The organism is Algoriphagus ornithinivorans (genome assembly GCF_900115305.1).
Classification (GTDB): domain Bacteria; phylum Bacteroidota; class Bacteroidia; order Cytophagales; family Cyclobacteriaceae; genus Algoriphagus; species Algoriphagus ornithinivorans.
Genome location: NZ_FOVW01000015.1, coordinates 1 through 24701, shown reverse-complemented (window position 1 = coordinate 24701; position 24701 = coordinate 1). Strand labels below are relative to the sequence as shown.

The window sequence follows — 24701 nt, the reverse complement described above, 5'->3', positions numbered from 1 at the left end:
TAGAACTTTATTTTTAGCTATCATTTAACTAACTTAAAAGGCTTTTTAAATACTTTTTAATTGTGCTATGGGAAACTGGGACAAAAAGTTGGCCCTTTTGGCGTTTTTGAACGGTCGAATATACAGGATATTGTCGGCAATAGCAGGACTTTGCCTGCTCCAATTAGTTGCCAGCGCACAGGAAATTAATGCATACAAAACCATTTCCAGCGGAAATTTTTCTAATATATTGATCTGGAATGTCTTTGACGGATCTACTTGGATTCCTGCTACCTCTCTTCCAGATAGCTCCAATGATATTTATATTGATCAAACTCATACACTCACGCTCAATCTTAATGCAGCTGTAAAAAATATATTCATCAATTCTGAAACGGGCGCAGGACAAAAACTACGGCTCAACAGCTTCAATCTGGATATTTACGGAAGCTTACAGGCATTTAGTGGAGCTGCTCCAGGCACTCCAACAGGGACTTGGAACAGTCAAAACTGGATTGGAAATTCTTTCAATAGCACCATTACCTTTAAGGGAGAGTCAAGGATTATCATTCCCTTAAATGCATGGAGCGGATTCAGTACGAATAGTAGGTATTCTGTAATTTTTGATCCCGGTCCGGGAGTGGAACTGATTATCGAGGAACCCTTCAAGGCCCTCAGTTTTACCGTCAAATCTGGAACTCTCCGGCAAAAGTTGGATCGGAATGTTTTTCCCAATTTTTGTCCAACTCTTTCATTTAATACTGAAACTACTGTGTATGGAACTGGGCCATTTGGTGTTTTTACAATTGAGCCTGGAGCAACTTTTATCTCTGACTGCAATACCAATATCATTTTCAGGTCCAACTCCAGCAGCGCGGGTCTTTTTGATCTTCAAGCTGATGGAATAATGGTTTTGGAAGGAACTAACCCTAGAATTGAAGCTGCAAATTTTCAAATGAATGGGAAAATCATTTTTCGGGGCGGAGATTCTCCTAAAAATTTTCTGAATTCAAGCTTTGCCGACGCAGGAATACCAAACAGAATTCATGATTTGGAGCTGCAAGGAGTTCATAATCTCAATTTGTCTACTGAGCTTTTCATTTCTGGAAATATGGTCAAAACCGGGACTGGAAATTTTCTATCTAATAATTCCCACATTTTTGCCGTAGGACCTAGCGAGCAAAACATTGGTCCATTTCCCTTGACGGTTTCTAGCCTAACTATCCAAAAAACAGGAGGACGAATTCGAGTAAGTGATGATCTGACAATTAACAGGACATTTTTTATGAACTCTGGATCTTTGGACTTAAGTGGGAATATCCTTTCAATTAACAGTTCTTCTCAAGGTGGGATAAATTATTCTGGAGGAAGCTGGAGAAATGCAGCCTTGTTTAGGTATCTCAACATTCCAACTAGCCTCAATGAGGTCAATGGAACATTCCCTTTTGAAGACACAAAAAATGGAGGAGTTAGAAAAGTCCAACTCCTAGGAAATACAGCAGGAGGAATTCTGGAGATTCGATTCACAGAATACAAAGGAGCTGAATACAATTCCAATTTTGATGACTCTGATGGAACTCCAATTCTCTACAGGCTATTTTCTTATTTCCAGTTTTCAGGCCTTACTCCAAGTTCGAACCCAATGGAATTGAGAATATCAGCAGATCAATTGATCGTGGACGATGTAGATGACCTGAGGATAGTAGCCACTGGATACGCCGCCCAAGGAAGCCATCTGGATGGCTTAGACCCTACTCTCCTCTGGGCCAGAAGACTGATTCAGTTGGAAGATTTAGCCATTGGCAACTATACGGTTGGTAGTTTCCGAACCTTGAGTATTCTACCTGTAGAATGGATCAATTTTGAAGCGATCAGAAGAGGGTCGGAAGTTTCCTTGAATTGGGAAGTTTTGGGTGAACAGGAATACACATTTGAGATTTATAGATCAGATGGGAATATTTCAAATTGGAGGTTAATTGGATCTGCTTCAAAAAGCCTCGCAGGAACCAGCCTTTTCCAATTTTCAGATATCAATTTTTATAATCACGAATCCTACTATAGAATCAAATCTTCCAATCAGGAAGGGCAGGAATCCTGGAGCAATACCGTAAGAGTCATTCCACTACCTAAGACTCATTCTTCTGTTAAAATTTATCCTAACCCATATTTTTCGGGTCCTATTCATATTGAAATTCCTGAAAAAGAGAGAAATACTGCCCTTGAGGTTGAGTTACTTACATTTACCGGAGATAAAATTTATGAAGGAAAAATCGGCTTAGCTGATCTGGAAAAGCTACTAATCCAGGTTAATCCCGGGAATTATATATTGAGAGTTTCACAAAACAATAAATCTTGGGTGATTCGTTGGATTCGAAAATGAGATACTGTTTGATCAAACGCACGAAGGAATAGCACATTTTTTTTATCTTGAAATCTCAACCCAACCTAACCTATGACCATTTTCCTTGTGCTGCTCAGTATCGCTATTTTGGTACTGTTAATCGTCTGGGCCAAATTAAATCCCTTTTTGGCTTTCTTGATAGCTTCCATCACCGCCGGATTTCTTTTAGGCCTTCCTGCAGATCAAATTGCCGGTTCCGTGCAGAAAGGCATGGGAAATCTTCTGGGAGATTTAGTCATAGTGATCGTCATGGGGGCCATGCTTGGCAAACTCGTCGCTGAAAGCGGTGGAGCTCAAAGAATTGCCAATACGCTGATGAATATATTTGGTGAAAAGTACATCACCTGGGCCATGGCATTGACAGGTTTGATCGTCGGGATTCCACTCTTTTACAATGTGGGTTTCGTACTCCTTGTTCCTTTGGCTTTTACCGTCGCTTATCAATACAAAATCTCAGCAGTCTATGTGGGGATTCCTTTACTCGCTGCGCTATCGGTCACCCATGGATTTCTTCCTCCACATCCCTCTCCCGCTGCATTGGTTGCTCAGTTTGAGGCCAATATGGGGCTAACCTTATTCTATGGGTTTTTAATCACCATCCCTACCGTTGCTATTGCTGGGCCTATTTTCGCAACGCAACTCAAAAAGGTTGAGGCTAAACCCTTGAAGACATTTCAGGCAGAAATCAAAGAGGAAAAGGATTTACCCGGAAATGCCAATAGTTTCATAACAGCTTTATTGCCCGTCTTTTTATTGGTAGGAACTACAGCCATCAGCCTGAACTGGGAGACTTCAGGTGAGCTAAATGAACTGATCGGCTTTATTTCTAATCCTGGGATAGTCATGATTATTTCCGTGTTGATTGGCACCTATACCTTAGGATTGAGAAGAAGATTTTCCATGAAGCAGCTGATGTCCTTGTATACCGATGCAACCAAAGACATCGCAATGATACTCTTGATTGTCGCTGGAGCAGGAGCTTTGAAGCAAGTTTTCACAGATACCGGAGTGAGTCAGGTCATTGCAGATGGTCTCAAAACTTGGCAAATGCACCCATTGATATTGGCTTGGCTTATTACTGCCATTATTCGAGTATGTGTCGGATCGGCTACTGTGGCAGGTCTAACTACAGCAGGCATCATAGCTCCTCTAGTCACAACTATGAACGTGGACCCCAATTTACTGGTGCTATCAATTGGAGCAGGAAGCTTGATGTTTTCTCATTTCAATGATGCGGGATTCTGGATGTATAAAGAGTTTTTCAATGTTAGTATCAAAGACACCATACGAACTTGGTCTTTAATGGAGACCTTGGTTGCTGTCATAGGATTAATCGGTGTCCTTATTTTGGATATATTTATATAGAAAAACAAGGAAGTATTTTATTCAAAAAGTGAATTGGCTGTAGATTAAAAAAGAAAATAAACTTAGCCACTAACATCATTTAAAATTAAAAGCCATGGAAACTCCTGAAAGTAATTTCGCAAAACTAGGATTAACCTTACCTCCTGCCCCAAAGCCATTAGGGGTATACAAGCCTTGCCTGATTGACGGGAAACATCTCTATTTATCGGGACATGGGACGGTACAGGCCGATGGTTCTCTGATAATCGGAAGAATTGGTCAAGACTTGGATATGGAAGCAGGGAAAAAAGCTGCTCAGCAAGTAGGGCTTGCCATGCTTGCCACCATTAAGGCAAATCTTGGTTCTTTGAATAGAGTCAAGAGAGTAATAAAGGTATTGGGAATGGTGAACTGTGTTTCCACATTTGAAAAGCACCCTTATATCATCAACGGATGCAGCGAATTATTTGCCAATGTTTGGGGTACCGATTACGGGATAGGCGTAAGGTCAGCAGTCGGAATGGGAACCTTACCAGATAATATCCCGGTAGAAATTGAGGCAATGTTTGAATTACATGAAGGCGCTTAAGGCTGAACCAAGGCTTTGTAGGATTCAAAGATATTCATAATGTCTTTGACGTAGTTGACAGCTAAATGCCCTTTGGCAAATCCACTTCTGACTATAGGGTCCCTGTAGTATTCCGGATCACTTTTCAATTCGAGAAAACCTGCAACTTCTTTCCAGCTTTGGGTATTTCCGCCATATTTCAAAGTAAGTCTCCAAGCATCTTCTACGTGACCGTGACCAATATTGTATGATGCCAAAATAAATTTGATTCGTTCATTAGTCTCGGGCACTCTTTCCATCCAGAATTTATCCAAATATCGCAGGTATCTCACTCCACCCATTAGGGACTGAAATGGATCATTAGGGTTTTCCACTCCAAATCTTTCCAGAGTTACCGGCATTAATTGCAAAAGCCCCTGTGCACCTGCATAGGAGGTGGCTGAGGTATCAAATCTGGATTCTTTATAAACCAATGAAGCCAATAATCTCCAGTCCCATCCCAACTCTTCTGCACCTTTAAGGATCAACTCATCATATTCTGAAATTCTATTCCCAACTAATGAGGAGAATGGGCTTGTAGACCTGAAATAGCTGTTCTTACTATTCAGGAAATATTTGGCATACAGCATAGGAATAAACTTCTTTTGTTTATCCTCTAGCCATGTATTGACTTCTCCCAGTAACTTGGGCGAATTATCCCTCACTACCCAAGAAACTTCTTCGGATTCGGTCACCTTCCACGAAATATTCAAACCTTCGTAATAAGTGGCATTTGCTTGAGCAATATTTTGATCTGCAATGGTGTATCGAATCTCTCCTTTGACAACTTGATCAATCAATGTTTCCTCATGCAAGGGTGACTCTATCACAGTAAAGCTCACTTGTAAGGAATCCTTGATTTTACAAAGTTGGGATTTATAAACTGCCCCCTGCCTCACAAATATTGTGTCTGACTCTAAGTCCTGCCAGGATTTGGTAGCAGGAGTAGTTTCGGAACTGACCAGAACGGTACTTATTTTTCCGAGAGCTTGAGTAAAAGTAGCTTTCCCCTCCCTCACTGGACTTTTTTCCAGATTCATAGCAATCAAATCAACCCGGCCATCATTGAGATATTCGAAGGCTTTATCGATATCAGAAACCAAAACCAAATTTAACTGTACGCCCAATCTTTTGGCCAAGTCTCTTAAGAGCTCGTACTCATAGCCCATTCTTCGTCCTCTATAGATATAATATCCCGTCGAATTATTATCAACCGCCGCCCGGATGAAACCTCTATTTTTAATCCCTTCAAGGTCTAAAATGTAGGTTTCTTTTTTGAATGTCCTATTGAACTGTTGCTCTAAAAAGGTACACTGTACCCCAAATAATAAAATAACAACAGTTGCGAATAGTAAGATTATTCCTTTCTTCATACACTGGGAAAAACTCCCTGGATGTTTCGAAAGCACTGATAGTCAAAGTGTATGCCAAAACAACAAACCCTTTCTATTAAAAATCCATAAAAGAAAAAGGGCCTCTGTAAAAGGCCCTCTATTCAATTTTATTGAGGTAATCTCAATTCCTCGAAGCTACTGTCGAAAAATATTCTCCCCGACAAGCGCATCAATTCAATCTCCTGTTCCTTGATATTGTAAATCGAAGTGATCAATCGGGTTTCTGCAGTAAGTAAATTTACCTGCGCATCCCTAAATTCGAGATAAGAAGCGATCCCTAGTCTAAATCGCTCTAAGGCAATCTCACTACTTTCTTTGGCGACAGCATAATTTCGCTGTTCAATTTCAAGTAATTCCCGATTATTCAAATACGTGTTGTAGGCTCTATATAAATCTGATTTCAATTGAATCTCAAACTGATCTACCGCATACCCTTGAATCTTTTGCTGGACTCGAGCATTTTGGATTCTTCTATTCAGGGTAAAACCTGAAAACAAATTGAAAGAAATATTCCCTCCGTAATTAATCCCCTCTCTTTGATTTTGGATCAAAAATCCTGCGTCTGAATTAGAAGTATTATTTACATAATTCATATTTAGATTCAAGGCGGGTAACCTGGATACCTGAAGCTCTTTCATTTGCAAAAAAGCTACGTTTTCCTGCCTTTGGGTAACCAGCCACTGCTTGTTTTCCATAAAGGCACTTTCCTCCAAGTCTCCAATTCTCAGCATTTCACCTATCATGATGGTATCACTCACAGAAAATTCTCTGGAAGGATCCAAAGCCATCAGCTCATTCAAATTAATTCTCGCAGCCTGAATGATTTGAGCCTGAGTTTTCAATAAGCTTAAATCAGAATTATAGTCAACTTCTGCTGTCAGGTAATCTCTTTTTCCTGCTCCCCCTAATTCATATTGTGCCTGAGCAATGTCCAATCTTGCTTGGCTGAGTTCCAAAGTTTTCTTTAATACCTCATAACGCTGGAGTTCTAACACCAGGCGGTAATAAGCGGTGGAAATGCCTGCTACTGTATTTTCAACAGCAATTTTTGCTTCAAGCTGGGAAACTTCTGTCAATAGCCCTAATCTTTTCAGAACCACAAAAGCTTCAGGTCTAAAACCATAAATTGCTGCCATGGTGAAGTTTTCAGATCTGGATTTGGCATCATCTATCTGTCTAGGTTCAGGGTCGTTGACAAATTTTTGCGTTACATCTTCTGTGGAATAGTTTCTAGTGTAAATAGCATCTACTATCGGCAAGAAAGAACCCAAACCAATCCGTTCTTCACCCTGACGAAGATTGATGTTTTCAACTGCTATCTTTACATCCAAATTGTTCTCCAAACCAAGCTGAATAGCTTTTTCCAGATCCAAAGACTCGGAGTTTTGAGCAAAAGAACTTTTTACAAATAAGCTCACGAGGAGCAAAAGGCATATTTTCTTCATCAAATTCTGGCTAATCTTCCTTCTTTAGAAGTCAAGTATGTATATATCGCAGGGATTATGAACAAGGTAAGTATGGTTGCAAAAGCAAGCCCTCCAATAACGGCAGCTCCCATAGGAACTCTACTTTCAGCACCTGCTCCTAAGGCCAGTGCAATTGGAAGAATCCCCAAAATCGTGGAAAGAGAAGTCATCAAAATAGGTCTGAAACGGGCCACGGCTGCTCCATAAATTGCTTCCTTCACATCCATTCCACTGGCTTTTCGCTGGTTGGCAAATTCTACAATCAAAATTCCGTTTTTGGTAACCAAGCCAATGAGCATGATGATCCCAATCTGACTGAAAATATTGAGTGTAAAATCAAAAGCCCAAAGGGTAAGTAATGCTCCAAAGATTGCCAAAGGCACGGTAAACATGATAGTCAGCGGATCTAAGAAGCTCTCAAATTGGGCTGAAAGGACCAAATAGATCAAAACCAAGGCAAAAAGAAAAGCAAAGATCAAGCTATTGGAGCTTTCTCTAAACTCCTTGGAAGGTCCTGATACGTCAGTGGCAAAGGAGTCATCCAATACCTCAGCAGCGATTCTATCCATTTCATCCAAACCATCACCAATGGTAAAACCCTCGGCTAGGTTAGCTGATACTGTTGCAGAAACAAATCTATTGAATCTATATAGTTGCGGTGGAGTACTTTTTTCGACAACAGTTACCAGGTTATCCAATTGTACCAATTGACCATTCTCTGCCCTTACATAAAGCATCCTAAGATTAATTGGCTCATTTCTGTCCTCAATTTGCATTTCACCTACCACTTGGTACTGTTTGCCGTTCATAATGAAATAAGCAAATCGCTGCCCAGAGTAGGAAAGCTGAAGGGTTCGTGCTATCTCCTGTACAGACACCCCGATATTTCTTGCCTTTTCCCTATCAATTTCTATTTCAAGCTCAGGTTTTGTGAATTTCAAGTTGATATCTGCGAAAATGAACTTATCACTTTTATTCACCTCCTCCATAAATGTTGGAATCTTCTCTTTCAGCTTTTCCAAAGTTGGTGCTTGGAGCACATACTGAACTGGCAAGCCTCCACGACGATCACCTATTGATTGAGGCTGTGCGGCAAATGCTCTTACAGAAGTATAGGTTCTGAGCTTTGCATTCACCTCATTGAAAATATCGTTCTGACTTCGGGATCTATTCTCAGCGTCAGTTAAAATAAATCGAACGAATCCTGAGTTAGTACTAGCTGTACCAAAGCCCGGTGATGTAACTGAGATCAATCCAGAAACCTCTTCCTCAGGGAAAGACTCCAAGAAATCTCCTACCATTTGATCAATCACACGGTCCATGTAATCGAAGGTAGCACCCTCTGGACCTGCCATGTTGATTCTAAGCTCCCCTCTATCCTCGGTAGGAGCCAATTCGGAAGGAATTTCATTGAATAACCAATAGATCCCTCCACCCATGAATATGATAAGCAGGAAAGCAACCCATCTGAAGTTCATAAACCAGCTTAATGCTCGGTCATATTGATTGTTTAGCCAAACAAATCCAGGCTCGGTAAAATTGTAAAACCAATTATGCTTCTCTCTTCTTTTCAACAATTTAGAGCTGAGCATTGGGGTCATGGTCAATGCGACAAAAGAGGAAATAATCACAGAGCCTGCCACTACGATTCCAAATTCTCGGAAAAGTCGGCCTGTTGTCCCTGTCAGGAATATTACAGGCAGGAAAACTGCCGCCAATGCCACTGTGGTTGCGATTACTGCGAAAAAGATTTCCTCAGCACCTTTTTGAGCGGCTTGCAGTGGTTTCTCCCCTTTTTCTATCCGTGCATAGATATTCTCCAATACCACAATCGCGTCATCAACCACCAATCCAATGGATAGAACGATACCTAATAGTGTCAATACGTTGATAGAAAAATCCATCAAGTACATGACAAAAAATACTCCTATCAGGGAAATCGGTATGGTTAAAACAGGGATAAATGTAGTTCTCCAGTCCCTCAAAAAGAGGAAAATGATAGCTACAACCAGAATAAAGGCTGTAATAATTGTTTCCTGAACCTCAGCAATTGAGTTTCTAATATAGGTCGTAGAGTCAAATCCAATTTCCAAGCCTACATCAGCCGGTAAATCCTTTTTGATAAACTCTAAGCGTCTGTAAAATTCATCAACAATCTCAATATTGTTTGAACCCGGTAGAGGAACCAAAACTACCCCTACCATTGGGACACCGTCTCTTTTTAGGACAGTTCTCTCATTCAAAGCGGCTAATTCCGCTTTTCCCACATCTTGAAAGCGAACAATATTATTCTCACTTTCCTTGATGATAAGTTGGTTAAATTCCTGCGGGGAAGACAGACGGCTCTTCGTTCTTACCGAAAGCTCAATAGTCTCGCCTTCTATTCTTCCTGATGGAAGTTCTACGTTTTCAGATTGAACTTTTGAAAGGACATCCAAAGGGGTGACTCCATAGGAAGCCATTTTCAATGGATCCATTCTCAAACGAATCGCATATTCCTTTTCTCCCCAAATCTGTACTCTACTGACTCCCGGGATGGTTTGAAGTCTTTCTTTGAAAATATTTTGAGCGATGTCTGAAAGGTCAAGAAGACTTCTTTCATCACTTTTTACGTTGAGGAAAACGATGGGCTGAGAGTCAGCATCCGCCTTGGAGACAACCGGTGGTTCAGCATCAGGAGGTAAGTTTCTTTGTGCTCCGGATACCTTATCTCTCACGTCATTTGCTGCCGCTTCCAAATCTGCTCCGACGTCAAATTCCACGGTAATACTACTCGCCCCATCATTGGACGTAGAGGTCAGAGATTTGATCCCCTGAATCCCGTTAATAGCTTCTTCTAAGGGCTCGGTGATTTGAGCCTCGATTACATCAGCATTTGCTCCAACATAATTGGTTCTGACATTAATAATTGGAGGGTCTACGCTGGGGAACTCACGAATACCCAAAAGGGATATCCCAATGGCCCCGAACAATAAAATGATCAAGGACATTACGATGGCCAAAACTGGCCTATTGATACTTAAATTCGATAAACTCGCCATCTTAATTGATTTGAGTGTATTTCAATGGCATGCCTGGGCGTGCCTGTAAGACTCCTGTAGCCAAAACCAAGTCCCCTTCTTCCAGTCCGCTCAGGATCTGAACTTGAGTCTCTGTTCTGGTTCCGATTTCTACTGTTTTCTCCTGAGCTTTATTATCAGGGCCTACCACATATACTTTATATCCCTGCAATTCAGGAATAATAGATTCTGCTGGTACCATCAATGCATTTTCGGTTACTTCTAATACAAATCGAATTCTCACGTACATTCCCGGAAGGAACTTCCCTTCTTTATTAGAACTCAATGCTCTTAACTTTAGGGTTCGGGTAGCTGCATCGATTTGTGGTTCATAGGCATAAACCTCGCCTTGCACTTCTTCTTTAGAAGATTCATTGGAAAAATAAATTGGAGCTCCCATTTTCACTTGGTTGGAATATCTCTCAGGAATAGAGAACTCAATTTTGATTGGGTCAATATTCACAATACTCGCAATCATGTCAGATGGGCTGATTACACTTCCTTCAGAAATCATTCTCAATCCTATTCTTCCGCTGAATGGAGCCCGAATAATTCGTTTAGCCAGTTGAGCTTCTACCAATTTCAAATCAGAAAGCGTGGTATTATATTGATTGAGGGCAATGTCGTATTCTTCCTGACTGATCGCTTCTCTTGCCAATAATTGCTTTTGTCGGTTTTCCTGAGTTTCAAAAAGCTTCTGAGTATACTGTAGTCTTTGATATTGTGCCTGTAATTCATCATCATCCAGATAGACCAAAGGAGTTCCCTTGGTCACATATTGACCTTCTTTGAATGAAATTTTACTGACTAGGCCGGAAACTTCAGGTCTAATATCTACGGATTCATTTGGCAAAATCGTCCCAGTGACTTGCAATTGATTTCTGAGACTTTCTTTTTTCAATTTGACTACATTGACAGGAAGCTCCTGAGCAGGGCCTCGTCCTGAACCAGTGGAAGTCACAGCATTCTCATTGGTGTTTCTAGTGTCCAATCTTGGATATAGAAAAGCGACAACCACCAGTATTATGATGGCTAAAATAAGAATGACCTTGGTCTGCTTTTTCATCTGTTTATGATTTGTTTTTGATAAACTCTAATGAAAGACGGTTGAATTCATCCGGACGCTCTACATTCACCACATGCCCACATTCATTCAAAGTTTCCAAAATTGAATTTTTATGTTGTCTGACTATTTTTTTCACTGGTTCGAGGAACATCAAATCTTGATCTCCCATCACATAAAGAGTTGGGATTCCCAGATCTACTTCTTTGAAATACTTCAACAGGGGATTAATATCTTTAGTCAATTTAAACCACCTGATAAACTCCTTTTGACAAAGCTTTTGAGCTTCCTGAATAAAGAGGTTTCTGGATTCAGAATGCTGCTTCCTTGGAAGTATGATATATGCGAAAAGGCGATATAGCCACATGTAAGGAATTACTTTTTTGAAGGTATTTCCTAAAAAGACCAAAAGCCTTGACTTGACATTTAGTCTGGTGACTGCACCTGCCATAACCAAAGACTTTACCCTTTCAGGCTCCAACTCTGCAAGTTGCCTTGCCAGAATTGTACCCAGAGAAACTCCCATAAAGTGAGCTGGGGGTAATTTAACATGATCCAGCACCTCTATAATATCTTTGGTAACCGCTTCGAAAGTATATTCCTGATTATAAATCGCCTTCGGCAAATCCGTCGATTTACCATGACCTCTCAAATCAATCAAAAGCAAATTGAAATGCTTTTGAAAGTCTTTCAGCTGCTTAAACCATACCGCAGAAGAGCCTCCGGCTCCATGGATAAATACCACCCATTCTTTACTTGCAGCGTGATGAAACATTTTATAATACAACATGCTAGCTAAACTATAGGGTCAGGGTATTGGTTCTGAACTTGTAAACTTACGCAGTCTTTTTTTGGATTTGACTATAAAAAACACTGAAGGCAAATGCCTTCAATCAATGGAAAAAATAGGGGATACTTTTCAAAATGGGCCATTTAATAAAACCTTTGCGAAAAACTTAAAGTCCAAATAATATTTGAAAATAAAACTCATAACACCCAATAGACATAATTGAATGAGAGGCAGGCATATCTGGCATAAATAAAAAAAGCACCTCAAATTGAGGTGCTTTTTAAATGTTGGTTAAACGATTAGTTAAAGATATATCTTACACCAACCTGCATTCTCCAAGTATCTCCTAGAGAAGTAGAAGTTCTGAAGGTTTCAGTTGGGAATTCGCTTGTACCAGGTACTGTATTCAATCTATATTGAGGCTGACCTTGTGCATTCACACCTCGGTAGTTCAATAAGTTGTCTTGGAAAGCAAATTTCTGAATACCCCACTCAGAGTTGAATAGGTTACCTACGTTCAAAATATCGATAGAAAGCTGAAGCTTATTTTTAGAGTCTTTAGAAAGAACCAAATCTTCAGTAATTCTTAAATCAAATCTGTTAACCCAAGGTCTCAATGCTCCATTTCTTTCAGCAATTTTACCTCTGTTAGCACTTAGATATTTATCCTGATCGATGTAAGCATCCAATAGGGCAGCCTGCTCAGCTGGAGTTACAACTCTACCATTCAAGGTGAATTGCTGAAATACTAATTCACTTGCACTGTTTGGAATATACATCAACCTGTTTGAAGCATCTCCAAAGTTACCAGAGTAAGTATAAGAGAATCTACCTGCATCAGCACCTTCGTAGAAAATAGAGATAGTAGTGTTATCTGTCTGGTAAGCAATAGATCCAATCAATCTATTAGGAATATCAAATCCAGCAAAACTCAAATCAGGATTGTTTCTATCAACCTGTACAGTTGCCGGCCACAATGAAATTGCCTGAGATCCTCCTGCAGCATCCAAATCTCTAGATCTTGATCTAGTGTATGCGATCATGGTGTAGAAACCATTATCAAATTGCTTCTGCAATTGAGCAGTGAAGGAATAATAATCAGCCTTCTTTCTTGCGTTTGTCAAATAGAATACATTTCTGAAATCAGGATCATTAGAATAGTTAGTTCCATTCCAGAAAGGTCTAGTATCAGGACCTGATAAAGTTCCGTCAGGAGTTCTCAATACAGGATTGTATGCGATAGGAGTGGACACATCTCTTGAGTAGATGAATTCCAATGTACCGATGATTCCGAATGGAAGCACTTGGTCAACCGCAAGGTTTGTTCTCCAAACTTGTGGAAGTTTGAAATCTCTGTCAGTCAAGTTCAATTCGTTAGAAAGAGACTGTCCTGGATTTTCAGGATTACCGAAAGTTACGTCTGGGTTGAAAACGTAGTTAGGACCGAATTCATCCTCAACATCATCACCTTCATATCCAAGACCACCTCTTACTACACCCGATCCGTTAACTTGGTTAGACAACCATACGAATGGAATTCTACCGGAGAAGATACCTGTACCACCTCTTACCTGGGTAGTTCTGTTTCCTTTAGCATCCCAGTTGAATCCAACTCTTGGAGACCATAGTGGGTTTACTTTAGGGAACAAACTAACATCCGGAGTGATTCTTCCGTCAGGAGTTTCAAAAGTTTTATTCAAGTTATCCAACAATTGGTTGTTTGGAATATCGATTGGATAGAAAGGAAAATCCACTCTCAAACCACCTGTAACTTTCATCTTTGGAGTGATTTGATATTCGTCCTGAACGTAGAAACCAATTTGTCCAAATCTAGTCTCGTCAACTGGAGGAGTTGTAGATCCATCTAATGCGTATCCTTTAGCAAATGCTTCTGGGTATGTACCTGGAGTTCTGTTGATAACAGTGCTCACGAAGTCATTGTAAGAGTTGAATCTGTAGAATCCGTTGAATACAGGGTTAAATGCATTCTGGAAAGTCATGTATTCAAAGTTCACACCGAAGGTGTAAGTATGCTTTCCTTTGTAGATAGAGAAATTATCTGTGAAGTTAAAGATGTTATTCTCCAATAGGTTACCTACTGTAAACAATTCGTTTCCAAGAGAGAAGTAGTAAAGCAAGTTGCCTGATGCATCTGGCTCAAGAACCTCGATGAATGGGAAAGCCTGGCCTCCTGGTACACCTCTTTTAGGATCGGTGATGGAAGTAAAACCAACGTTGATTTGGTTAGACATGTTTGATCCAATTCTGGAGTTCAATTCAGCTACCCAAGATTTTACACTTCTATCATTGGTATAGTTTGCATTTCTGAAGTTCATCGCCTCAATACCAGTTCTGGAAGTATTTCTATAACGTGTAGAAATATATCTGATTGAGTTACCATTGGTTGGAACGTCAGTGAATGCAGAGTAATCGTTGTATCTAATAGATAGCTTGTGATTCTGGTTGATGTTCCAGTCTAATCTAGCATTGAATCTTTCTTGCTCGGAAGCAAAAGGATAGTTCTCGTAAGGTCCGGTCTCATATCCGTAAAGGCTTCTCATTTGCTCTCTTACGAAATCAAGCTCAGAAGCAGGAACTCTTGATACAATCAAACCATCAGGCGTTAATCCTGGTCTTGCAGCTACCTTAGTGAAGCTTGGTACTGCTTCAGTTTCTTTTTCATAAGAAACGAAGAAGAACAATTTGTTTTTGATAATTGGACCACCAACTCTGAAACCAGCGATTTCATTTTTGGAGTCACCTTTATTTAGTCTTGTATCGCCTACTTTATCGCCTAGCATCTGATCATTTCTCAAGAAATAGTATGCAGAACCAGTGAATTCGTTAGTACCTGACTTAGTAATCGCGTTAACAGCAGCTCCGGTAAAACCTGCTTGACGTACGTCAAATGGAGCCAAGTTAACCTGAACTTCTTCGATTGCATCCAAAGAGATTGGGTTTGAACCTGCAAACTGACCTGATCCTAGACCAAAGTTGTTGTTGTAGATGTTACCATCAATCGTATAGTTGTTGAATCTGCTTGAAGTACCTGCGAAAGAAGTACCGTTAGACTGAGGAGTCAATCTTGTGAAATCGTTGATATTACGATTTACAGTTGGTAAAGCATTGATTCGCTCATTTGTAAGGTTTAATGCAGCACCAGTCTTGTCTGCATTCATGATCGCGTCTTTGCTTGCAATTACTTCAATTGCTTCTAATTCAAGACCATCTGACAAAACTGCATTTAGTGTGTAGGTTTGACCTAGACCTAAAACAATACCTTCAAATGCTCTTTCTTCAAATCCTACAAAAGTAATTCTAACAGTGTAAGGTCCACCTACACGCATGTTAGGAAGAACAAAACGACCTTCTAAATTACTCACTGCCCCATAACGGGTTCCAGATGGCTCATGGGTTGCTACTACGTTTGCTCCAGGAAGGGCGTCTCCAGATGAGTCGGTCACCAAACCCTGAATGTTAGCAGTAGTCACACCCTGCGACATTGCCCAATTAGTGCTCAGCACTACCAGGAACATTGCCAACAAGTTTCTGAGTAAATTTTGCCTCATAATTTTTTGTTTGTTTGTAAAGTTGGTTTTGAATTAAAATCCGATGCAAAGGTAATTTCCATCGAAAGGTTTTTGGGGTACTCTACGTTAAATTTACGGGCGCTAATTTCACAATTTTTAACAATAACTTAACACTCAATCCTAATTTAATTTTCTTTTTTGATCAATATCATCTCTTTTCAAGTAGATTTATTCTGCTAATCGAGCAGTTTTATCATGAATATTCTTAATATGAATATTTGATTAAAAATTTGAAAAATTTAATATTTCAAAATCAGATTTGGTAGTAAGAGTCATTCATGTAAAATCAACTTATATTACAGTCCAAAACCCAAATAATCTACGCTTTGAAAAACAAGAATATCCTTTGGCTTTATTTGTTTTTACTTGCCTCTATCGCACACCTATCTTTTTTATTGGAGGGATTGAGCTCTTATCTTTTTTTCTCTAAGCCTCTGATCCTTATCAGTTTGATCGGATACTTTTTTCAAATATCAAAACCCATAGCCTGGACTCTTTTGTCTAAAGCCACTATGGCCGCATTGATCTTTTCTTTGATAGGGGATATACTATTACTTTGGCCTCATTTATTCATTTATGGGCTTGGTGCTTTTTTAATGGCACATATCTGCTACATTATCGCATTTAAAATAGCACAGAGAAACCCGGGAAAAATTGGAAAAGTGAATTTTGTGAAGGTCTTTTTCATCAACCTCCCGATTTACATAGTAGCGGCACTGATCTATTTTTTGATCAATTCCAATCTGGGAAATCTTAAAATTCCGGTTATAGCCTACATTATTACCATTGTTTCCATGGTCACTTTGGCTCGGGATAGATATGGAAAGTGTAATAATGAATCCTTTTGGCAGGTATTTATAGGGGCCTGCTTATTCCTAATTTCAGATGGAGTTTTGGCGATTGATATGTTCTACACGGAATTCCCAGAAGCCGGAGTAATTATCATGGGAACTTATGCTACTGCTCAACTTTTGATTGTAATGGGCATTCGGTCTCATTTGATCAAACCTCAATAAAAAAGAGGCGCTAGGCCTCTTTTCTTATTTTTTGAGTTGAACTCGAATCGAAAGCTCCTCCAGTTGATCCTGAGCGATGGTGCTTGGTGAATCTATCATCACATCTCTTCCGGAGTTATTTTTAGGAAACGCGATGTAATCTCGAATTGAGTCAGATCCGCCGAAAATGGCACAGAGTCTGTCAAAGCCAAAGGCGATTCCACCGTGAGGAGGTGCCCCATATTCGAAGGCTTCCATCAGGAACCCAAATTGCTTTTGAGCTTCCTCTTCTGAAAATCCTAAATGCTTGAACATCAATTGCTGCGTCGGTCTATCATGAATTCTGATTGATCCACCGCCAATTTCAACTCCATTGATTACCAAATCATAAGCATTGGCTCTTACCGCCCCCGGGTCACTTTCCAAAAGTGCGATATCCTCTTTCTTCGGTGAAGTGAAAGGGTGATGCATGGCATGATATCTCTGTGTTTCTTCATCCCATTCAAACAGTGGGAAATCTACCACCCATAGTGGTTTGAAAACAGTTCTATCTCTCAAGCCCAGTTCTTCTCCCATTTTAAGGCGAAGCTCAGAAAGCTGTTTTCTCACAGTTTTTGCATCTCCGCTCAAAACCAACATCAAATCACCAGGCTCTGCTCCAAAAGCATCAGCCCAAGATTGTAAATCTTCAGAGGAATAGAATTTATCTACTGTGGATTTTAAAGAACCGTCCGCATTGTATTTAACATAAACAAGTCCTTTTGCTCCGATTTGAGGTCTTTTCACCCAATCAGTCAAAGCATCCAACTGCTTCCTTGTATACTCCGCAGCACCTTTGGCACAAATTCCAACTACCAACTCTGCAGCATCAAAAATTCCAAAACCTTTTCCTTGAGCCAATTCATTGAGCTCGACAAATTTCATATCAAACCTCAAATCAGGCTTATCATTGCCGTAAAACTTCATTGCATCAGCAAAAGTCATTCTCTGTACTTCCTCCAGCTCTATTCCTTTTACTTCTCTGAACAAATGACGGGTAAGACCTTCGAAAGTGCTTAAAATATCCTCTTGCTCTACAAATGACATTTCGCAGTCAATCTGAGTAAACTCAGGTTGTCTGTCGGCTCTCAAATCTTCGTCTCTAAAGCATTTTACGATTTGAAAATATCTATCAAATCCAGAAACCATCAAAAGCTGCTTGAAAGTCTGAGGAGACTGGGGTAAAGCATAGAATTCTCCTGGATTTACTCTGCTCGGAACCACAAAATCCCTCGCCCCTTCAGGAGTAGACTTAATCAAAACAGGAGTTTCAACTTCAATGAAGTTGGCCGCATCCATGTACTTTCTGGTTTCCTGCATCATACGATGACGCAATTGCAGCTTTTCTCTCACTACTCCTCTTCGCAAATCCAAGTATCTATATTTCATTCTCAGATCATCTCCCCCATCGGTTTCATCCTCTATTATAAAAGGAGGTACCTTAGCGGGATTGAGAACGTTGAGAGAATCAACTTTGATTTCTATAGATCCAGTAGGTATTTTATCGTTCTTGGAAGTTCTTTCAATAACTGTTCCTTCAGCCTGAATGACAAATTCTCTTCCCAATTGGGCTGCTTTTTCCAAAAGGGCTTTATCTGTGGAGCCTTCTTCGAAAATCAATTGAGTCACACCATAGCGATCTCTCAAATCAACCCAAATCAGACCTCCTTTATTTCTTACCCGCTGTACCCAGCCGGCTAACTTGACTTTCGTTTGGACGTGTTCCAGGCGTAATTCACCACAAGAATGCGTTCTAAGCATAAGGTTTTTATTTTTTGAAGGCTCAAAGATAAATAAATGCAAAGGAGTAAGCCATGATTCTTGAAAAGGAATGTAGGAAATAAAAAAAGAGAAGAGGTTGATGCAGAGATATACCTAATTCAAAGTCTTCTTTCCTTGTTTAGAAAACTTTTTAAATCCTATGGTTCAAAAATTAGCAGCTTGATAGTTAGTTAGATTATGGAAAAAATCACGAAATTTTGAGTTAAATACATTTCCAGCAGGATTCAGGAACAATAATTGTTGTTAAATGACCTCCGTTGATCACCAAAAGCTTGCAAAAAAGGGACTTTTTGGCTTGCTTGAGGATTGTTTCGGTTCACCCTCAAAACATAAGAGTTTATTATGAATAAAAAATGGATTGGTATAGCCGCCTTAATTGGTTCGATTGGGGTTGCGGCTTGGTTCCAATTTTCAGAAATGAAATTGAATACTTTCAGTTCTGAAGAGCAAAATCTAAGTGACAGTACTGCGATTGAAAATCTAAACGAGCAATACCTCTATGGAATCAATGTTACAGGTCTGAATATCATAGAAGGTACAGTCGCAAAAAACCAAACTTTAGCCACCATCCTCAGTCCATTTAATGTACCCTATCAAATTATAGACGAAATCGCCAAAAAGTCTAAAGAGGTATTTGATGTAAGGGGAATAGCTACCAACCGCAAATTCACTGTTTTAACCCCTACAGACAGTTCCAAAGCAAGATTTTTTATTTATGAGCCAAGTCCTTCCGAATATGTAGTATTTGACTTAGATAGCGTTGACATTTACAAGGCAGAAAAGCCAGCAGAATATAGAACCCGAGAAGCTGGAGGAACGATTAATACTTCCCTTTACGTAGACATGACCAATCAGGGAATTGGGCCGGATTTGATTGATATGTTTGCAGATTTGTATGGTTGGTCTGTTGATTTCCAAAGCTTGCAAAAAGGCGATAAGTACAAAGTTCAATTCGAAGAGAAATTAATCGATGGACAAGTAGTTGGAATTACTGATATCAAACTCGCTTATTTTGAACACAAAGGAGAGCCTTATCATGCTATCCCTTTCGAGCAAAACGGGGAAGTAAACTTTTTTGATCAAGATGGAAATAGCTTGAAAAAAGCATTCCTTAGAGATCCACTTAAATATACCCGCATTAGTTCCAGATATAATCTGAGAAGATTTCATCCAGTTCAGAAAAGATACAAAGCGCACCTAGGAACAGACTACGCAGCGCCAACCGGAACAGAAATACGCTCTGTAGGTGATGGAACAGTCGTAGAAGCTCGCTACACATCAGCGAATGGAAATTATGTGAAAATCAAACATAATGGAACCTACACCACTCAATACTTACACATGTCCAAAATTGGAAAAGGTATTCGTGCTGGCGCAAGAATTAAACAGGGTCAAGTAATCGGTTATGTTGGCAGTACCGGACTTGCAACCGGACCACACTTGTGTTTTAGATTTTGGAAAAATGGAAAACAAGAAGACTGGCTAAGAGAAAAGATCCCACCTTCTGAGCCGATTCTTTCTCAGAATAAATTAGCTTTTGAAAGCAAAAAATCAGAAGCCCTGAGATTACTAGCCAATATTCCGGTGACAGGTGAAAATCCCAAACTTGTAGCCCAGACTCAGGATTTGATCCCTGTTGGTTCAAGCGATTAATAATTAATCGAAGTAATATCGAATAATCATAAGAAGCTGATAGTCCTCCTGACTTTCAGCTTCTTTTTTTTATCTTTCCTATTCAACCACCAAATCTATTTATGATGAGACTAAAAGTTATCGGCTTTTGGATGATCTTACTGACATTTAGTTTTTCAGTCCAAGCCCAAAAAAGATCAACTCTTACTGAAAGCTCCCCTTTGCTAAAACAGGATTTTTCAGCTTTCAAATTCAGGAATATCGGCCCGGCATTTACCTCCGGTAGAATTGCTGATATAGCAATCCACCCTTCCAACAGAAATATCTGGTACGTGGCTACGGCCTCGGGTGGAGTATGGAAAACTGTCAATTCAGGTACTACCTGGACACCGATTTTTGATGAGCAGCCAGTTTTTGCAATTGGTTGTGTGACAATTGATCCCAACAATCCCAATAGAATTTGGATCGGAACTGGTGAAAATAATGGAGGTCGTCATATTTCCTTTGGTGATGGAGTCTATCTCAGTGAGGATGGAGGGAGGACCTGGACAAATATGGGTCTCAAAGATTCCCAGCACATTGGTAAAATCATTGTTCATCCTTCAAATTCAAATGTCATTTATGTGGCTTCTCAAGGCCCACTTTGGAATAAAGGTGGAGAAAGAGGCTTTTACCGCTCAGAGGATGGAGGCAAAACCTGGTCTAAAACTTTGGGTGATGATGAATGGACTGGGGTTGCCGATATCGTAATTGATCCAAGAAACCCTGAAGTAATCTATGCAGCTACTTGGCAAAGACACCGAACTGTTGCAGCTTACATGGGTGGTGGAGAAAAGGGAGGAATCCATAAATCCATTGATGGAGGTAAGACTTGGACTGAATTGCAAAATGGACTTCCGAGTGGAGTAACTGGAAAGATTGGCTTGGCCATCAGTCCTCAAAACCCAGATTACGTGTATGCTGCAATTGAACAAATACGCAGATCTGGAGGAGTTTACTTGACCAAAGATCAAGGCGCTTCTTGGGAAAAAATGTCCGATGCAGTTTCAGGAGCTACAGGACCTCACTATTATCAGGAGCTATACGCATCTCCTCATGATTTTGGAACAATTTACCTGATCGATGTGAGAATGCAGGTTTCATATGATCACGGAAAAACATTTTCTCTTTTAAATACATCAGCAACTCACTCCGACAGCCATTCATTAAATTTTATTGAAGGAGAGCCGGACTTTTTACTATTGGGAACTGATGGAGGTATTTATCAAACTTTAGACGGAACTAAAACCTGGAGGTATTTTGACAACCTTCCTATTACTCAATATTACAAAGTAGCAGTAGATGACGCTGAACCATTCTATAATGTATTTGGAGGAACTCAAGATAATGGTTCTCATGGAGGCCCTTCCCGTACTGATGATGAAGACGGAATCTCCAATGCACATTGGTCAAGAGTTTTAGGAGGTGATGGGCATCAATCTGCTGTAGAACCCGGAAATCCAGAAATAGGATATGCGGAGTCTCAACAGGGATATTTGAACAGATTGGATAGATTAACAGGAGAATCCGTGTTTATCCAACCACAACCAGCAGCGGGTGAAGGCGAGGAAAGATTTAATTGGGATTCTCCTATTCTGCCTAGCCAGCATGTACCTAGTACCTTATATTTTGCTTCTCATAGAGTTTGGAAATCCACAAATCGTGGGGATTCCTGGACTCCTATTTCAGGTGATTTGACCAAGAAAAAAGAAAGGTTGGAACAACCTATTATGGGTAAAAACCAAAGTTGGGATAATGCTTGGGACGTCTATGCCATGTCTAATTTCAGTTCAATCACTTCCTTGGGAGAATCTCCTATAAATGCAAATATCTTATATGCTGGAACAGATGATGGGTTGATCCAATCCACAGTAAATGGTGGTGAAACCTGGACTGCAGTAGAGGTTGGAAGTATTCCAGGAGTTCCTGCTAATGCCTTCGTAAATGATATCCGTGCGGACCTATTTGACGAGAACACAGCCTATGTGGTGTTGGATAATCATAAGGAAGGGGACTTTAAACCTTATGTGGCAAAAAGTACAGACGCAGGAAAAACATGGAAATTGATCAACGGAAACCTTCCATCTCCTTTATTGACTTGGAGAATTGTCCAGGATCATGTTAAAAAAGAGCTTTTGTTTTTAGCTACTGAGTTTGGAATCTATTTCACTCCTGATGGAGGTAAAAACTGGATCGAATTGGAAGGAGGAGTACCAACTATCTCATTTAGAGATATTACTATCCAAAGAAGAGAAAACGATTTAGTAGGAGCGTCCTTCGGAAGAGGTTTCTTCATCTTGGATGATATCAGTCCTTTGAGAGAAATAACAGAATCAACATTAAATCAGACTGCGAAGCTTTTTGAACCAAGAGACGGCTATTGGTATGAGCCAAAAGACACTCAAGAATATATGGGTGATAATTACTGGACAGCTCCCAACCCTGAATTTGGGGTAACTTTCACCTACTTTATTAAAGAAGGAGTAAAAACGGCCAAAGCTGAGCGTCAGAAAAAAGAGGCTGAAATGAAAAATCAGTCCATTCCTTTTCCGGGATTTGAGGCGCTGGAGGCAGAAATGAGAGAAAAAAGTCCAGAAATCCACCTTGTTATATCAGATGAGGAAGGAAATATTGTTCAGCGAGTAAATGCAAATACTTCTGCAGGCTTCCATAGAACTGCCTGGGATTTGAGTATGGCCAGTCAGAACCTGATCAACCCTGAATCAATAAACCAGAGAAGTTGGGGAAGGATGATGGCATTGCCGGGTACCTACAAGGCTGTTTTGATGATGCAAAAAGAAGGTCAACTTTCTCAAATGGGAGAACCTGTAAGTTTTGAGGTGAAGCCCCTTAGAAAAGGAGCTTTACCAAGTAAGTCCTTGGCAGAAATCAAATCTTTCAGATCCGAACTTCAGTCTTTTGTCAATGAAGTGACTGCAGGCAATTTGCAGTTAAACGAAGCAACAGATCTGGTAAAAGCCATGCAGGTTTCCCTATCAAGATCATCGAAGCCAGATCCACAATTGATGGAAGAGCTATATAGAGCTGAAAGGGCTTTGCTGAGCCTTGATTCAAAAATCAATGGAAATTTGGCACAAAGAGAGATTTTCGATGCCATGCCACATACTATTTCAGATCGGATTTCTGCAGCATATAGTGGGGCTTATGGAACCTATGGTCCTACAGGAATGCAAAAGTCTTCTCTTGAGGCAGGCAAGAAGGAATACCAACCAATTGCAGAGGAATTAAATAAAATAAGCAGTGAAACAATCCCTTCACTTGCTCAACGATTAAAAGCAAACGGAGCACCTCCAATAAAAGGCTTGAATAATTAATTTTAAAGCTCCAGTCTAAAAGCTGGAGCTTTTTCATTTCTACTTGCTGAGCAATCTTTCAGGAAAACTTAACTTGCAGCTTCAACCAGAAAATTTTGGAAAAAGACCAATATATCCGGATTAACAAATACCTCAGTGAAGTCGGGTTTTGCTCCAGAAGGGAAGCCGATAAACTATTGGAGCAAGGGAGAATTACGCTCAATGGAAAAATACCTGAACTAGGAACCAAAGTAGGTCCTTCCGACAAAGTCGCTGTAGACGGAAAGCCTGTGGGTAAGCCTATTCAAGAGCATACATACATCGCTTTCAATAAGCCTGTGGGCATTGTTTCTACCACGGATACTAAAGGAGAAAAAAACAATATCATAGATTATATAGGTCATCCGGTGCGTATTTTTCCGGTTGGGAGATTAGATAAAGATAGCGAAGGGCTAATTTTTCTTACTAGTGAGGGAGACATTGTCAACAAGATCCTCCGGGCGAGTAATAATCATGAAAAAGAATATGTAGTAACTGTTGACAAGCCGATCGATAAGCGTTTTATCCAACGAATGTCTGATGGAATTCCAATTCTCGGAACTGTCACTAAGAAATGTAAAGTGGAGCAAATCAGCCGATTTAAATTCAGAATTGTATTGACGCAAGGCTTAAATAGGCAGATTAGGAGAATGTGCGAATATCTGGGCTATCAAGTCAAACAGTTGATTCGGGTAAGAATTATGAATGTTCACTTAGATTTACCAACTGGAAAATGGAGAGATCTCACAGAGAAAGAATTGAAAGAATTGAACCGACTCATAGCAGACAGCAGCAAAACGGCAGAATAAAAAAAGGATCCAAACTGGATCCTCTTTTTTTGACTAATACTCTATAAACTTATCCTGTATCACATCGTGTTTACTTTCTTCTGTCTACCCGTGTAGGTAAACGCCGACTTGCCTACTCTCAGTTCTGTCCTTCTGTTCAGCTGGTGCATCGCCGAAGTACAGCTCACCTGGTTGCAGTCATGCACCGGACGCGTCTCCCCAAACCACTGGTGCTCCATCCGGTCTCCGGTTACTCCACGCTTGATCAGGTAGTCCATCACCGCCTTTGATCTGCGTGCCGACAGCTTCTCGTTGTAGGCATCGCTGCCCCGCTGGTCGGTATGACCCTCGATGTACAGCATCAGGTTCGGCATCCGCTC

The 24701-nt window shown here is 40.2% G+C and carries 15 protein-coding genes; 7 read left to right on the top strand and 8 right to left on the bottom strand.

The window, feature by feature from the left end:
- Positions 1-67: 67 nt before the first annotated feature.
- The 3 genes from BM073_RS17760 to BM073_RS17750 all read left to right on the top strand — a co-directional run bounded on the left by BM073_RS17760 (position 68) and on the right by BM073_RS17750 (position 4313).
- On the top strand, positions 68-2359 hold the full coding sequence (locus tag BM073_RS17760) for a T9SS type A sorting domain-containing protein (RefSeq protein WP_091655682.1): 2292 nt from the start codon (positions 68-70) through the stop codon (positions 2357-2359).
- Positions 2360-2431: 72 nt separating this feature from the next.
- Positions 2432-3745: a gluconate:H+ symporter gene (locus BM073_RS17755; protein ID WP_091655681.1), complete on the top strand. Its 1314-nt coding sequence runs from the start codon at positions 2432-2434 to the stop codon at positions 3743-3745.
- Between the two features lie 94 nt (positions 3746-3839).
- Complete coding sequence (locus tag BM073_RS17750; protein WP_091655680.1) at positions 3840-4313, top strand: RidA family protein; 474 nt, start codon at positions 3840-3842, stop codon at positions 4311-4313.
- Here the strand turns inward: BM073_RS17750 and BM073_RS17745 are convergent.
- From BM073_RS17745 to BM073_RS17720, 6 genes are all read right to left on the bottom strand, one after another.
- Positions 4310-5704, bottom strand: a complete 1395-nt coding sequence (locus tag BM073_RS17745) for an MltF family protein (RefSeq protein WP_091655679.1) — start codon at positions 5702-5704, stop codon at positions 4310-4312. The two genes, BM073_RS17750 and BM073_RS17745, sit on opposite strands and share 4 nt — an antisense overlap.
- Positions 5705-5832: 128 nt before the next feature.
- Positions 5833-7170: a TolC family protein gene (locus tag BM073_RS17740; protein ID WP_091655678.1), complete on the bottom strand. Its 1338-nt coding sequence runs from the start codon at positions 7168-7170 to the stop codon at positions 5833-5835.
- Positions 7170-10232, bottom strand: a complete 3063-nt coding sequence (locus BM073_RS17735) for an efflux RND transporter permease subunit (protein ID WP_091655677.1) — start codon at positions 10230-10232, stop codon at positions 7170-7172. Before BM073_RS17735 ends, BM073_RS17740 begins: the two co-directional genes overlap by 1 nt.
- Position 10233: 1 nt before the next feature.
- Positions 10234-11316: an efflux RND transporter periplasmic adaptor subunit gene (locus BM073_RS17730; RefSeq protein WP_091655676.1), complete on the bottom strand. Its 1083-nt coding sequence runs from the start codon at positions 11314-11316 to the stop codon at positions 10234-10236.
- A gap of 4 nt (positions 11317-11320) precedes the next feature.
- Positions 11321-12103 carry an alpha/beta fold hydrolase gene (locus BM073_RS17725; RefSeq protein WP_091655675.1) on the bottom strand — a complete coding sequence of 261 codons (783 nt, stop codon included), beginning with the start codon at positions 12101-12103 and terminating at the stop codon, positions 11321-11323.
- Positions 12104-12402: 299 nt separating this feature from the next.
- Positions 12403-15672 (bottom strand): TonB-dependent receptor, encoded by a 3270-nt coding sequence (locus tag BM073_RS17720; protein ID WP_091655674.1) that lies wholly within the window; start codon positions 15670-15672, stop codon positions 12403-12405.
- 347 nt (positions 15673-16019) lie between these two features.
- Here BM073_RS17720 and BM073_RS17715 point away from each other — a divergent pair, with 347 nt between their 5' ends.
- Positions 16020-16709: a lysoplasmalogenase gene (locus BM073_RS17715; RefSeq protein WP_091655673.1), complete on the top strand. Its 690-nt coding sequence runs from the start codon at positions 16020-16022 to the stop codon at positions 16707-16709.
- Positions 16710-16733: 24 nt separating this feature from the next.
- Here the strand turns inward: BM073_RS17715 and aspS are convergent, their stop codons facing one another.
- On the bottom strand, positions 16734-18488 hold the full coding sequence (gene aspS / locus BM073_RS17710; RefSeq protein ID WP_091655672.1) for an aspartate--tRNA ligase: 1755 nt from the start codon (positions 18486-18488) through the stop codon (positions 16734-16736).
- A 363-nt stretch (positions 18489-18851) separates the two neighbouring features.
- On the opposite strand from aspS, the gene BM073_RS17705 reads away from it, so the two are divergent.
- From BM073_RS17705 to rluF, 3 genes are all read left to right on the top strand, one after another.
- On the top strand, positions 18852-20162 hold the full coding sequence (locus BM073_RS17705) for a M23 family metallopeptidase (protein WP_091655671.1): 1311 nt from the start codon (positions 18852-18854) through the stop codon (positions 20160-20162).
- A gap of 101 nt (positions 20163-20263) precedes the next feature.
- Positions 20264-23515 (top strand): WD40/YVTN/BNR-like repeat-containing protein, encoded by a 3252-nt coding sequence (locus BM073_RS17700; RefSeq protein WP_217643125.1) that lies wholly within the window; start codon positions 20264-20266, stop codon positions 23513-23515.
- 95 nt (positions 23516-23610) lie between these two features.
- Entirely contained in the window at positions 23611-24342 is a 732-nt protein-coding gene (rluF, locus tag BM073_RS17695) for a 23S rRNA pseudouridine(2604) synthase RluF (RefSeq protein WP_175557951.1), read from the top strand.
- Positions 24343-24401: 59 nt separating this feature from the next.
- Here the strand turns inward: rluF and BM073_RS17690 are convergent, their stop codons facing one another.
- Positions 24402-24683, bottom strand: coding sequence for an OmpA family protein (locus BM073_RS17690; RefSeq protein WP_245756461.1), 282 nt, complete (start codon positions 24681-24683; stop codon positions 24402-24404).
- Positions 24684-24701 lie beyond the last annotated feature (18 nt).